General features: G+C 42.7%; 22 protein-coding genes. All 22 read left to right on the top strand.

The genetic code is table 11. From position 1 onward, the window contains the following. The first annotated feature begins 7 nt into the window (after positions 1-7). The 22 genes from rpsQ (at position 8) to MKY93_RS18825 (ending at position 12,172) form a co-directional block, all read left to right on the top strand. Positions 8-271, top strand: coding sequence for a 30S ribosomal protein S17 (rpsQ, locus tag MKY93_RS18930; protein ID WP_040759927.1), 264 nt, complete (start codon positions 8-10; stop codon positions 269-271). 38 nt (positions 272-309) lie between these two features. After that, complete coding sequence (gene rplN / locus MKY93_RS18925) at positions 310-678, top strand: 50S ribosomal protein L14 (protein WP_009499047.1); 369 nt, start codon at positions 310-312, stop codon at positions 676-678. 35 nt (positions 679-713) lie between these two features. After that, positions 714-1,025 carry a 50S ribosomal protein L24 gene (gene rplX / locus MKY93_RS18920; RefSeq protein WP_009499046.1) on the top strand — a complete coding sequence of 104 codons (312 nt, stop codon included), beginning with the start codon at positions 714-716 and terminating at the stop codon, positions 1,023-1,025. A gap of 26 nt (positions 1,026-1,051) precedes the next feature. Then, positions 1,052-1,591: a 50S ribosomal protein L5 gene (gene rplE / locus MKY93_RS18915; protein ID WP_009499045.1), complete on the top strand. Its 540-nt coding sequence runs from the start codon at positions 1,052-1,054 to the stop codon at positions 1,589-1,591. Between the two features lie 20 nt (positions 1,592-1,611). Then, positions 1,612-1,797, top strand: coding sequence for a 30S ribosomal protein S14 (gene rpsN / locus MKY93_RS18910; RefSeq protein ID WP_009499044.1), 186 nt, complete (start codon positions 1,612-1,614; stop codon positions 1,795-1,797). A gap of 29 nt (positions 1,798-1,826) precedes the next feature. Continuing rightward, positions 1,827-2,225, top strand: coding sequence for a 30S ribosomal protein S8 (rpsH, locus tag MKY93_RS18905; protein WP_009499043.1), 399 nt, complete (start codon positions 1,827-1,829; stop codon positions 2,223-2,225). Positions 2,226-2,255: 30 nt separating this feature from the next. Then, on the top strand, positions 2,256-2,795 hold the full coding sequence (rplF, locus tag MKY93_RS18900) for a 50S ribosomal protein L6 (protein WP_009499042.1): 540 nt from the start codon (positions 2,256-2,258) through the stop codon (positions 2,793-2,795). Positions 2,796-2,828: 33 nt separating this feature from the next. Beyond that, positions 2,829-3,191: a 50S ribosomal protein L18 gene (gene rplR / locus MKY93_RS18895; RefSeq protein WP_078818360.1), complete on the top strand. Its 363-nt coding sequence runs from the start codon at positions 2,829-2,831 to the stop codon at positions 3,189-3,191. Between the two features lie 22 nt (positions 3,192-3,213). Continuing rightward, positions 3,214-3,714, top strand: a complete 501-nt coding sequence (rpsE, locus tag MKY93_RS18890) for a 30S ribosomal protein S5 (RefSeq protein WP_009499040.1) — start codon at positions 3,214-3,216, stop codon at positions 3,712-3,714. Positions 3,715-3,727: 13 nt separating this feature from the next. Then, positions 3,728-3,910: a 50S ribosomal protein L30 gene (gene rpmD, locus MKY93_RS18885; RefSeq protein ID WP_009499039.1), complete on the top strand. Its 183-nt coding sequence runs from the start codon at positions 3,728-3,730 to the stop codon at positions 3,908-3,910. A 32-nt stretch (positions 3,911-3,942) separates the two neighbouring features. Then, a complete protein-coding gene (rplO, locus tag MKY93_RS18880) occupies positions 3,943-4,383 on the top strand; it encodes a 50S ribosomal protein L15 (protein ID WP_009499038.1) in 441 nt (146 codons plus the stop codon). Then, positions 4,383-5,675 (top strand): preprotein translocase subunit SecY, encoded by a 1,293-nt coding sequence (gene secY, locus MKY93_RS18875; protein WP_009499037.1) that lies wholly within the window; start codon positions 4,383-4,385, stop codon positions 5,673-5,675. Before rplO ends, secY begins: the two co-directional genes overlap by 1 nt. A 48-nt stretch (positions 5,676-5,723) precedes the next feature. After that, positions 5,724-6,377 carry an adenylate kinase gene (locus MKY93_RS18870; RefSeq protein WP_009499036.1) on the top strand — a complete coding sequence of 218 codons (654 nt, stop codon included), beginning with the start codon at positions 5,724-5,726 and terminating at the stop codon, positions 6,375-6,377. Positions 6,378-6,722: 345 nt separating this feature from the next. Beyond that, positions 6,723-6,941, top strand: a complete 219-nt coding sequence (gene infA / locus MKY93_RS18865; RefSeq protein ID WP_040759924.1) for a translation initiation factor IF-1 — start codon at positions 6,723-6,725, stop codon at positions 6,939-6,941. A gap of 39 nt (positions 6,942-6,980) precedes the next feature. After that, positions 6,981-7,094 carry a 50S ribosomal protein L36 gene (rpmJ, locus tag MKY93_RS18860; protein ID WP_076758849.1) on the top strand — a complete coding sequence of 38 codons (114 nt, stop codon included), beginning with the start codon at positions 6,981-6,983 and terminating at the stop codon, positions 7,092-7,094. Positions 7,095-7,118: 24 nt separating this feature from the next. After that, entirely contained in the window at positions 7,119-7,484 is a 366-nt protein-coding gene (gene rpsM / locus MKY93_RS18855; protein WP_009499032.1) for a 30S ribosomal protein S13, read from the top strand. Between the two features lie 25 nt (positions 7,485-7,509). Continuing rightward, positions 7,510-7,899 carry a 30S ribosomal protein S11 gene (gene rpsK, locus MKY93_RS18850; protein ID WP_009499031.1) on the top strand — a complete coding sequence of 130 codons (390 nt, stop codon included), beginning with the start codon at positions 7,510-7,512 and terminating at the stop codon, positions 7,897-7,899. Positions 7,900-8,023: 124 nt separating this feature from the next. Next, on the top strand, positions 8,024-8,968 hold the full coding sequence (locus MKY93_RS18845; protein ID WP_009499030.1) for a DNA-directed RNA polymerase subunit alpha: 945 nt from the start codon (positions 8,024-8,026) through the stop codon (positions 8,966-8,968). Positions 8,969-8,999: 31 nt separating this feature from the next. Then, entirely contained in the window at positions 9,000-9,380 is a 381-nt protein-coding gene (gene rplQ / locus MKY93_RS18840; RefSeq protein WP_009499029.1) for a 50S ribosomal protein L17, read from the top strand. A 292-nt stretch (positions 9,381-9,672) separates the two neighbouring features. Continuing rightward, positions 9,673-10,530, top strand: a complete 858-nt coding sequence (locus tag MKY93_RS18835; RefSeq protein WP_009499028.1) for an energy-coupling factor ABC transporter ATP-binding protein — start codon at positions 9,673-9,675, stop codon at positions 10,528-10,530. Beyond that, a complete protein-coding gene (locus MKY93_RS18830) occupies positions 10,506-11,381 on the top strand; it encodes an energy-coupling factor ABC transporter ATP-binding protein (protein WP_221835282.1) in 876 nt (291 codons plus the stop codon). Before MKY93_RS18835 ends, MKY93_RS18830 begins: the two co-directional genes overlap by 25 nt. After that, positions 11,375-12,172 (top strand): energy-coupling factor transporter transmembrane component T family protein, encoded by a 798-nt coding sequence (locus tag MKY93_RS18825; RefSeq protein WP_340760669.1) that lies wholly within the window; start codon positions 11,375-11,377, stop codon positions 12,170-12,172. The genes MKY93_RS18830 and MKY93_RS18825 overlap by 7 nt, the downstream gene beginning before the upstream one ends. The last annotated feature ends 3 nt before the right edge of the window (positions 12,173-12,175 follow it).

Genomic DNA, 12,175 nt, shown 5'->3' with positions numbered 1-12,175 from the left:
TGCAGCCATGACTGAGCGTAACCAGCGCAAAGTATACACAGGCCGTGTCGTTTCCGATAAAATGGATAAAACCGTTACGGTAATGGTAGAAACACATAAAAAACATTCTTTATACGGTAAGCGTGTAAAGTATTCTAAAAAGTTCAAAGCACATGATGAGCTAAACGAAGCGAAAATTGGCGATGTAGTTCGTATTATGGAAACTCGTCCATTATCCGCAACTAAGCGTTTCCGTCTTCTAGAAGTCGTTGAAAAAGCGGTCATCATCTAATCGGTTTTTAACTCAGATTTTGGAAGGAGGTAGCCTCGATGATTCAACAAGAAACTCGTATGAAAGTTGCTGACAACTCTGGTGCTCGTGAAGTACTTACGATCAAAGTGCTAGGTGGCACAGGCCGTAAAGTAGCTAATATCGGTGATATCGTTGTTTGTACAGTGAAGAAAGCAACACCAGGTGGCGTTGTTAAGAAGGGTGACGTTGTAAAAGCGGTCATCGTTCGTACGAAAAGTGGAGTTCGTCGTAAAGACGGTTCTTACATTACGTTTGACGAAAATGCTTGCGTTATCATCCGTGATGACAAGGGACCACGTGGAACACGTATTTTCGGACCAGTTGCTCGCGAACTTCGTGACAGCAACTTCATGAAAATCATTTCACTCGCTCCAGAAGTTCTTTAATTCTAATGACAGAGCCAGTCAAGGAGGTGCGATAGATGCACGTTAAAAAAGGCGACAAAGTTATGGTGATCTCTGGTAAAGATAAAGGTAAAACAGGTGTGATCCTAACTGCTTATCCGAAAAAAGACCGTGTGCTTGTTGAAGGTATTAATATCGTCAAGAAACATACGAAACCGAACCAAGAAAACCCTCAAGGCGGAATTGTAAGCCAAGAAGCTGCTATTCATGTCTCAAACGTGATGGTCATCGATCCTAAATCAGGCGAGCCGACTCGTGTAGGTTATAAAGTGGAAGACGGTAAGAAAGTACGTATTGCGAAAAAATCCGGTGAAGCACTGGATAAGTAAGTAAGGCATGAAAGGAGGTCCGACTGATGAGTCGTTTGAAAGAGAAATTTACTAAAGAAATCACTCCTGCTCTTATGAGCAAGTTTGAATATACATCTGTAATGCAAGTCCCTAAAGTTGATAAAATCGTTATCAACATGGGTGTTGGTGATGCTGTTCAAAACGCGAAAGCACTTGACGCAGCTGTTGAAGATCTAACAATTATCTCAGGTCAAAAACCAGTCGTAACAAAAGCGAAGAAGTCTATCGCTGGTTTCCGTCTACGTGAAGGTATGCCGATCGGAGCAAAAGTAACGCTTCGCGGTGAACGCATGTATGAGTTTCTCGATAAATTAGTGTCTGTCTCACTACCACGTGTACGTGACTTCCGTGGCGTTTCTAAAAAAGCGTTCGATGGTCGCGGAAACTACACATTAGGTGTGAAAGAGCAACTTATTTTCCCTGAAATTGACTACGATAAAGTATCAAAAGTACGCGGAATGGACATCGTCATCGTGACGACTGCAAACACTGACGAAGAAGCACGTGAACTGCTTACACAGTGTGGCATGCCGTTCCAAAAGTAAAATAATAGGGAGGCGAAAACGTGGCTAAGAAATCAATGATCGCTAAACAGAAACGTACGCCAAAGTACAAAGTACAAGAATATACACGTTGCGAACGTTGTGGTCGCCCACATTCAGTATATCGCAAATTTAAACTTTGCCGTATTTGTTTCCGCGAACTTGCATATAAGGGACAAATTCCTGGCGTCAAAAAAGCCAGCTGGTAATCCCCTAATTAGGGAAGGAGGTTAATTCAATGACAATGAGTGATCCGATTGCAGATATGCTTACACGCATCCGTAACGCGAACATGGTTCGCCACGAGAAGCTTGAGGTACCTGCTTCAAACGTAAAGAAAGAAATCGCTGAAATCTTAAAACGAGAAGGTTTCGTTCGTGATGTGGAATACGTGGAAGATAACAAACAAGGCATCATCCGCATTTTCCTTAAATACGGCCAAGATAACGAGCGCGTAATCAACGGCTTGAAACGTATTTCTAAACCAGGACTTCGTGTGTATGCAAAATCAAATGAAGTACCTAAAGTGCTTAATGGCTTAGGTGTTGCACTAGTTTCTACATCAAACGGTGTAGTAACAGACAAAGAAGCCCGCGCTAAACAAATCGGTGGAGAAGTCGTCGCTTACGTTTGGTAATTTGCGACAAATGAATGGAGGTGCAATAGAATGTCCCGTATTGGTAATCGTCAGATCGAAGTTCCTGAAAACGTTACGGTAACAATTTCAGCTGATAACTTCGCAACTGTTAAAGGTCCGAAAGGTGAACTTTCAAGACAATTAGATCAAGAAATCACTATCAACCAGGAAGGTAATGTCATTACATTGACTCGTCCTTCTGATTCTAAAGATCATCGTTCAATCCACGGTACAACACGCTCTGTGCTTAACAACATGGTGGTTGGTGTATCAACTGGATTTGAACGCACGCTAGAATTGATCGGGGTTGGATATCGTGCACAAATGCAAGGTAAGAAACTTGTATTGAATGTTGGTTATTCACATCCTGTTGAATTCACACCAGAAGAAGGTGTAGAAGTTGAAGTGCCGGCGAACACGAAAATTATTGTCCGCGGCTACAACAAAGAACACGTAGGTGCTCTTGCTTCTAACATCCGTCAAGTACGTCCACCAGAGCCTTATAAAGGTAAAGGTATTCGATATGAAGGCGAAATCGTTCGTCGTAAAGAAGGTAAAACAGGTAAATAATACCGCCTGAGGTATTTGGAAGGAGTGACCACGATGATCACGAAACAAGATAAAAACGCTGTCCGTAAAAAGCGTCACGCACGTGTGCGTACGAAAATCAGCGGAACTGCAGAGCGTCCACGTCTAAACGTTTACCGTTCAAACAAACATATCTATGCACAATTGATTGACGACATGAATGGTGTAACAATCGTTAGTGCTTCTACAATGGATAAAGAAGTTGAGGCTGGATCTACAGGGAACGCTGCATCTGCAGCTAAAGTCGGCGAGCTTATTGCGAAAAAAGCTGTTGAAAAAGACGTCAAGTCGGTTGTTTTCGACCGTGGCGGATATCTTTTCCATGGCCGTGTTAAAGCTCTTGCTGATGCAGCACGCGAAAATGGACTGGAATTTTAATTAAGAAGGAGGGACATATTTCATGCGTCGTAATGATCAAAACAAAAGTGAGTTTGAAGAACGCGTAGTAACGATCAACCGAGTTGCGAAAGTGGTGAAAGGTGGACGTCGTTTCCGCTTTACTGCACTTGTCGTTGTCGGTGATAAAAACGGCCGTGTCGGTTTTGGAACTGGTAAAGCACAAGAAGTTCCAGACGCAATCCGTAAAGCGATTGAAGATGCGAAGAAAAACTTGATTGAAGTGCCAATGGTTAAAGGTACAACTCCACATGAAGTGCTAGGACGCTTTGGTGCAGGACAGATCCTTATCAAACCAGCTGCTCCAGGTACTGGAGTAATTGCGGGCGGACCAGTTCGTGCGGTACTTGAACTTGCAGGCATCACGGATATTCTTTCAAAATCTCTTGGATCAAGCACACCAATCAACATGGTACGTGCGACAATCGAAGGATTGCAGAATTTGAAACGCGCAGAAGATGTAGCAAAATTGCGTGGTAAATCCGTGGAAGAACTGTTAGGTTAAGGGGGGAAATACAATGGCGAACAAACTTGAAGTCACCCTTACGAAAAGTGTTATCGGTTCTAAGCCGACACAACGTAAAACAATTGAAGCGCTAGGTCTTCGAAAGTTAAATCAAACAGTTGAGCATCAAAACAATGATGCAATCCGTGGTATGATCACAAAGGTCAGTCACTTGGTAACCGTTAAGGAAATCTAAGTGTTATTTTAGAATAAGGAGGTGCCGATAAGATGAAATTACACGAGTTAAAACCAGCTGAGGGATCTCGTAGAAACCGTAAACGTATTGGTCGTGGGATTGGTTCTGGAACAGGTAAAACTTCCGGTAAAGGTCACAAAGGTCAAAACGCACGTTCAGGCGGCGGTGTACGTCTTGGTTTCGAAGGTGGACAAATTCCTCTTTTCCAACGACTTCCTAAGCGTGGGTTCACGAACATCAATCGTAAAGATTATGCGATCGTTAACCTTGACACATTAAATCGTTTCGAAGAAGGCACGGAAGTAACGCCGGAACTGCTAATTGAAACTGGAGTTGTTAGTAACGCAAAATCTGGTATCAAGATTCTTGGAAACGGAACACTTGAGAAAAAGATTACTGTTAAAGCTAATAAATTCTCCGCTTCTGCAAAAGAAGCAATCGAAAAAGCGGGCGGGCAAACTGAGGTGGTATAATGTTTCAGACAATCTCTAACTTCATGCGTGTGAAAGAGATCCGGTCTAAAATAATTTTTACCCTCCTAGTGCTCATCGTGTTTAGACTAGGGACATTTGTTCCGGTTCCAAACGTTGATGCAACTGCTTTACAACAATCAAATAACCAGTTTATCGGTTTTTTGAACACTTTCGGTGGAGGAGCACTTTCAAACTTTTCAATCTTCGCAATGGGGATCATGCCGTATATCACGGCTTCCATCATTGTGCAGTTATTGCAAATGGATGTTGTGCCGAAGTTTACTGAGTGGTCAAAACAAGGGGACGTTGGAAGACGTAAACTTGCACAGTTCACAAGATACTTCACAATTGTTCTGGCTTTTATCCAAGCAATTGCCATGTCCTTTGGTTTTAACCAAACGTTTGGTGGTCAGCTGATAGCGGATAATAGTGTGTCTACATATGTCGTAATTGCGATTGTGTTGACTGCAGGAACATCTTTCCTACTATGGCTTGGTGAACAAATTACTGCGAAAGGTGTCGGAAATGGTATTTCCATCATTATTTTTGCAGGGATTGTCGCCGGTATTCCGAATGCTGTAAACCAGTTGTATGTAACTCAAATCCAAGACGCTGGAGATGCACTATTTATCCGGATTGCAACGATGATATTACTGCTGATCGTAATCGTAGCGATTGTAGTTGGAGTTATTTACTTCCAAGAAGCTTTGCGGAAGATTCCGATTCAATATGCGAAACGCGTTTCAGGACGTAATCAGTCGGTTGCAAGCCAACAAACACATTTACCTTTGAAATTAAATGCTGCGGGTGTTATTCCAGTAATCTTTGCTGTGGCATTTTTCATCACACCACAACAAATCGCTCCATTTTTCGGTGAGAATAGTGTAACTAAAACAATCGTTCGGATTTTCGATTATACAAATCCGATCGGGATGATTTTATATGTAACACTCATTGTCGCGTTCACCTATTTCTATGCATTCATTCAAGTGAATCCGGAGAATATGGCTGAAAACCTGAAAAAACAAGGTGCGTATATTCCAGGAATTCGTCCGGGTGCAAATACTCAAAAGTATTTAACTAGTACTCTGTATAGACTGACATTCGTCGGCTCGATCTTCCTTGCCGTTGTTGCTGTCATGCCTATTTTCTTCATCAACTTGGCGAATCTGCCTCAATCCGCTCAAATCGGCGGAACGAGCTTGCTCATCGTAGTAGGGGTTGCCCTTGAAACAATGAAGCAATTGGAATCTCAGTTAGTGAAGAGACATTACAGAGGCTTTATGAAATAAAAAGCAATAGCCTGACCTATTGTGTAACTAAATGGAGGGCAAGGACGTATGAATATCGTATTAATGGGTCTGCCGGGTGCTGGTAAAGGTACGCAAGCAGATAAAATTGTCGAAAAGTACGGAATCCCTCATATTTCTACAGGCGATATGTTCCGTGCTGCCATCAAAGATGGCACGGAACTTGGAGTTAAAGCAAAATCGTTCATGGATCAAGGAGCATTGGTTCCTGATGAAGTTACTATTGGTATCGTACGTGAGCGGTTGAGCAAATCGGATTGTGACAAAGGTTTTCTTCTTGATGGATTTCCTAGAACAGTTGCTCAGGCAGAAGCATTAGATGCATTGCTTGAAGACTTAGGTAAGCAAATCGAGTATGTATTAGACATTGAAGTCGATACAGAAGAATTAGTTGCAAGATTATCTGGACGTCGTATTTGTAAAGTGTGCGGCACGTCCTATCACTTGATCTTCAACCCGCCAAAGGTAGAAGGTATTTGTGATAAAGACGGTGGCGAGCTTTACCAACGCGCAGATGACAATCCCGAGACTGTCATGAATCGTTTGGAAGTAAATATGAATCAGACAGCTCCTTTACTCGACTTTTATGGCGAAAAAGGTGTGCTGACAAAAATTAATGGTCAACAAGACATTGATCTTGTATTCAAGGATTTGGATACAGTATTGCAAGGAAACACGAAGTAATCAATCCTTTTCGGGCACAACTGCATCACTGTTCGGAAAGTAATGGTTGAAAACGAGCTGCAAAAGCATAGGGTGCCCGGTATAGGACAATGAGAGTTTTTCGATTGATTCTTCAGTAGTTCCTACATGCATTATCGCGTAAACCGCGTTATAATGTTTAATTGGTAACCGCTGTGAGAACAATAAAGGAACTCACTCGCAGAAATGCGAAACAGCGAAATGTGGCAGACGTCTTTCGAACATCACTCATGCAAACTGGACATATGTTGAAGGAAGCTTTTTGAAGGCGACTGATGCCGCTCGATGGTGAAAGCCTTTATTGGATATAGAAGGGAGACAGGATTGATGGCGAAGGACGACGTAATTGAGGTAGAAGGAACTGTTCTTGAAACGTTGCCAAATGCGATGTTTAAAGTGGAGTTGGAAAACGGACATACGGTGCTAGCACACGTATCAGGTAAAATTCGTATGCACTTTATTCGTATTCTGCCTGGCGACAAAGTGACAATGGAACTTTCGCCTTATGATTTGACACGTGGTCGTATCACATACCGTTTTAAATAAAACTTTTGCACTCCGGAATATTGAAGGAGGTTGGGTAGGATGAAAGTAAGACCATCTGTAAAACCGATCTGCGAAAAATGTAAAGTTATTCGTAGACGCGGCCGAGTAATGGTAATCTGTGAAAATCCAAAACACAAACAAAGACAAGGTTAAAACACAAGGAGGTGCACAACTTATATGGCACGTATTGCTGGTGTAGACGTTCCGCGCGATAAGCGCGTTGTCATTTCATTGACATATATTTTTGGAATCGGTAAAACAACTGCGAAAAATATTTTGAATGCAACTAACATATCTGAAGAGACACGAGTTCGTGATCTAACGGATGCAGAGCTTGACAAAATTCGTGAGGAAATTGACAGCTTGAAAGTAGAAGGGGATCTACGTCGTGAAACTTCTCTTAACATCAAGCGTTTGATGGAAATCGGTAGTAACCGTGGAATCCGTCACCGTCGTGGATTGCCTGTTCGTGGACAAAACACGAAAAACAATGCACGTACTCGTAAAGGTCCAAAACGTACAATCGCAAACAAGAAAAAATAATAGGTAAAGGAGGGCTCTTTCCAACATGGCACGTAAACAACAAACTCGTAAACGTCGTGTGAAAAAGAATATTGAAACTGGTATTGCACATATCCGTTCGACGTTCAATAATACTATCGTTACTATTACAGATAGCCACGGTAATGCACTTTCATGGTCTAGTGCTGGTGCACTTGGCTTCAGAGGTTCTCGGAAATCCACTCCATTTGCTGCACAAATGGCTGCTGAAACTGCAGCGAAAACAGCAATGGAACATGGTTTAAAATCATTGGAAGTAACAGTTAAAGGACCAGGTGCTGGTCGTGAAGCGGCTATCCGTTCACTACAAGCTGCAGGTCTTGAAGTTACTGCGATCAGAGACGTAACTCCGGTTCCGCACAATGGTTGCCGCCCGCCAAAACGTCGTCGCGTATAATCGGTTTGAATCTATTGGATTAAGAAAGACAATTTTTGTTAATACTGTTGAAATAGGATACCTATTATCAGTGAATTCAATATGGTTAAACCAATACAGAAGACGTTTTGAGGAGGGTAAATAAATGATCGAGATTGAGAAACCAAAGATTGAAACAGTTACGATCGGTGAAGATTCACAGTTTGGTAAGTTTATTATCGAACCGCTGGAGCGTGGATACGGAAACACCCTAGGGAATTCCTTGCGTCGCATACTCTTGTCTTCATTACCAGGAGCGGCTGTGACATCTATTCAAATCGATGGAGTGCTTCATGAATTCTCAACAATTGAAGGTGTCGTTGAAGACGTATCGACAGTTATTTTGAACGTGAAGAAGCTCGCTCTCAAGATTTACTCAGATGATGAGAAAGTTATTGAGATCGATGTGAAAGGTGAAGGCGTCGTGACGGCTGCGGATATCACACATGATAGTGATGTCGAAGTATTGAATCCAGATCTCCCGATTGCTACTCTCGGTAAAAATGGACATTTACGTATGCGTATGTATGCTGTACGTGGACGTGGATATGTTCCTTCCGATCAAAACAAACGTGAGGATCTAGCGATTGGTGTAATTCCGATCGACTCAATTTACACTCCAGTATCACGTGTTAATTTTCAAGTAGAGAACACTCGCGTCGGTCAAAGTACCAACTTTGATAAGTTGACACTCGATGTGTGGACAGATGGCAGCATCGGCCCTAAAGAAGCTGTTTCACTTGGAGCTAAAATTTTAACGGAACACTTAAATATATTCGTTGGTATGACTGACGAAGCACAAACTGCAGAAATCATGGTAGAGAAAGAAGAAGACCAAAAAGAGAAGGTTCTTGAGATGACGATTGAAGAACTTGACCTTTCTGTCCGATCTTATAACTGCTTGAAGCGTGCAGGCATCAATACCGTTTTGGAACTTGCGAACAAGTCCGAAGACGAAATGATGAAAGTGCGAAACCTAGGCCGTAAATCACTTGAAGAAGTGAAGGCTAAATTGGATGAGCTAAACCTTGAGTTACGCTCTGAAGAATAACTGACATATACTTGAAGGAGGGAAACTTCAAATGGGATACAGAAAACTTGGACGCACAAGTTCACAACGTAAAGCAATGCTACGCGACCTTACGACAGATTTAATCGTCCATGAGCGCATCCAAACAACTGAAGCGCGTGCGAAAGAATTGCGTTCAGTAGTAGAAAAGATGATTACTCTTGGTAAACGTGGAGATCTACATGCACGTCGTCAAGCTGCTGAATATATTCGTCGTGAAACGGTGACTGTTGAAAATGAAGAGGGCGAAGAAGCAACAGTGTTTGCACTTCAAAAACTCTTTGATACAGTGGCACCTCGTTATGCAGATCGCCAAGGCGGTTATACACGTATAATGAAAATGGGCCCTCGCCGCGGCGATGGTGCACCAGTAGTTATTATTGAATTGGTGTAATTCCATACACTTTGAGGGTGTGTCTGTCACGCACAGCCACACCCTTTTATCTTAATCTGGATTAAGCTTTTGGCTGATATTACAGATTGGAACACATATTAGATTTATACGACTTAAAAGCTGAGTGTTATGATCAGCGAGCAATCGACTGGTCTAGCTCTACGTACCTCATCTGAGATGTCGGCATGAGCACCCGGCATTTACGTTATGAAAAGGCGCATTCCTTAGATGAGGTACGCGCTTTTTTTTTATACATAAGAATGGCATACACATAGCAAAAGGAGGAATCCGAATGAAGGAAATTGCATCGATGCATCATGTTACGTTTTCATATGACACGGAAGAGGAAGGGTCTTCGCTTATTTCAAATAAGGCGTTGGATGATGTGTCCTTCACTTTGTATGAAGGGCAGTGGCTGGCAATTGTAGGTCATAATGGTTCTGGTAAATCTACGTTGGCTAAACTGCTGATCGGTTTAATGTTTCCTTCGTCAGGTGAAGTAAACCTCTTTTTGGAGTCGCTATCTGAGGAGAATTTATGGGAAATGCGTTCAAAGATGGGGATTGTTTTTCAAAATCCCGATAACCAATTCGTTGGTTCAACAGTGCAGGATGATGTGGCGTTTGCCTTGGAAAACAACGGCGTACCTCACGAGATGATGGTGAAACGAGTGCATGAAGCGCTCGAGCAAGTGAAGATGACGGATTATGTCAATCATGAGCCACATCATCTATCTGGCGGGCAAAAGCAGCGTGTGGCCATTGCAGGCGCGTTGGCATTGCAGCCGGAGCTGTTGATTTTGGACGAGGCGACTTCCATGCTCGACCCTCAAGGTAGAGAAGAAGTTATTGAGATTGTAAAGAAACTACGCACGGAAATTGGTTTGACAGTTGTATCGATCACGCACGACTTAGAAGAAGTTTTGCTTGCGGATCGGGTTCTTGTGATGAATGAAGGGAAAGTACTCATGACAGGGACACCACATGAAATATTCCAGCAAGGGACTGAATTGGAGTCAATCGGGCTCGACTTGCCGTTTGCGCTGCGTGTTTCGGAACTATTAAGAGATACGGGTGTCGAGTTGCAGGGTAACCATATGACAGAAGAAGAGTTGGTGAATGAATTGTGGACATTTCACTTCAGCAAGTAGGTTATTTATATGCGAAGGATTCCCCATTTGAGAAACGCGCATTGCAAAATGTTACAGCCGCTATTCCATCGGGATCTTATACTTCGATCATCGGGCATACAGGTTCGGGAAAATCGACACTTCTCCTTCATTTGAATGGTCTTCTAAAACCATCGGAAGGCGTCGTTAAAATTGGAGATACGATGATTACATCTCAAACAAAGGGAAAGCAACTAAAGGATATTCGTCATCGAGTCGGCATTGTATTCCAGTTTCCTGAGCATCAGTTGTTTGAAGAAACAGTTGAAAAAGATATTATGTTTGGACCACTCAATTTCGGTGTTCCTAAAGAAATTGCTCGTGATCGGGCGCATGAATTGGTGAAATTGTTGGGATTGCCTGAGGATGTCCTGCAGAAGTCTCCTTTTGAGCTGTCAGGCGGCCAAATGCGGCGTGTTGCGATTGCCGGGGTATTGGCATTCAAGCCATCGATACTCGTGCTAGATGAACCGACAGCAGGCTTAGACCCAAGGGGTCGTAAAGAAATCATGGAACTGTTTCATAGGTTGCATGAAACGGAAAATCTGACGACGATATTAGTGACGCATAGTATGGAAGACGCGGCACGCTATAGTGATCGGATTCTTGTCATGCATGAGGGTACATCGGTCATGGAAGGACCACCCGAAGAGATATTCGAGCAGGAGGAACAGCTACATTCATATAGGCTTGGTATTCCTCGTTCCGTTCATTTCCAGAGAAAAGTGGAAAATATGATTGGTCAGCGCTTTGGACGTATAGCTTTGACGGAAGAGATGCTAGCGCAGGAGCTGTCTGTTGCTATCGAAAGGAAGGGAGAGCGGCCATGTTAGAAAAAATGATCATTGGCCGTTATATTCCAGGAAATTCGATCGTTCACCGAATGGACCCGCGTTCGAAACTGCTTTTTGTCTTTCTATTCATCATTGCTGTATTTCTTGCAAATAATGTTGCATCTTATGCAGTATTGTTTGGCTTTACAGTATTCGTTATAGCTTTAGCAAGGATACGTCCGTACTTTTTGGTCAATGGCTTAAAACCGGTCATCTTTTTGATTGCTTTCACGCTTTTACTGCATTTATTCTTTACACGCGAAGGCGTCATCTTATTTGAATGGAAATTCATCAAAATTTATGAAGAAGGTTTGCGAATGGGAATTTTTATTTCTATCCGATTTTTGGTGTTAGTTTTAATCACTACGATACTGACACTGACTACTTCTCCAATATCGATTACCGATGGATTGGAGACGCTACTGAATCCCTTCAAAAAGCTGAAGTTACCTGTGCATGAATTAGCTTTGATGATGTCAATCTCCTTGCGTTTCATTCCCACATTAATGGATGAGACAGATAAAATCTTAAAAGCCCAATTGGCAAGAGGGTCTGATTTGAGTACTGGCTCGATAAAAGAACGGGTGCAGGCAGTCATCCCATTGCTGGTACCATTGTTTGTCAGTGCGTTCAAACGTGCAGAGGATTTAGCGGTCGCTATGGAAGTGCGCGGTTATCGTGGAGGCGAAGGACGGACAAGATTTCGTCAGCTGTCCTGGCAAACGAGGGATACCGGTGTCCTGATTTCGTTTGTTATATTAGTGGCCGTGTTGGCTTGGGTAAGGAAGTGAATA

This window comes from Sporosarcina sp. FSL W7-1283 (assembly GCF_038003105.1).
Lineage (GTDB): Bacteria > Bacillota > Bacilli > Bacillales_A > Planococcaceae > Sporosarcina > Sporosarcina newyorkensis.
The sequence above is the reverse complement of the archived record's forward strand: the minus strand, read 5'-3'. Positions and strand labels throughout refer to the sequence as shown.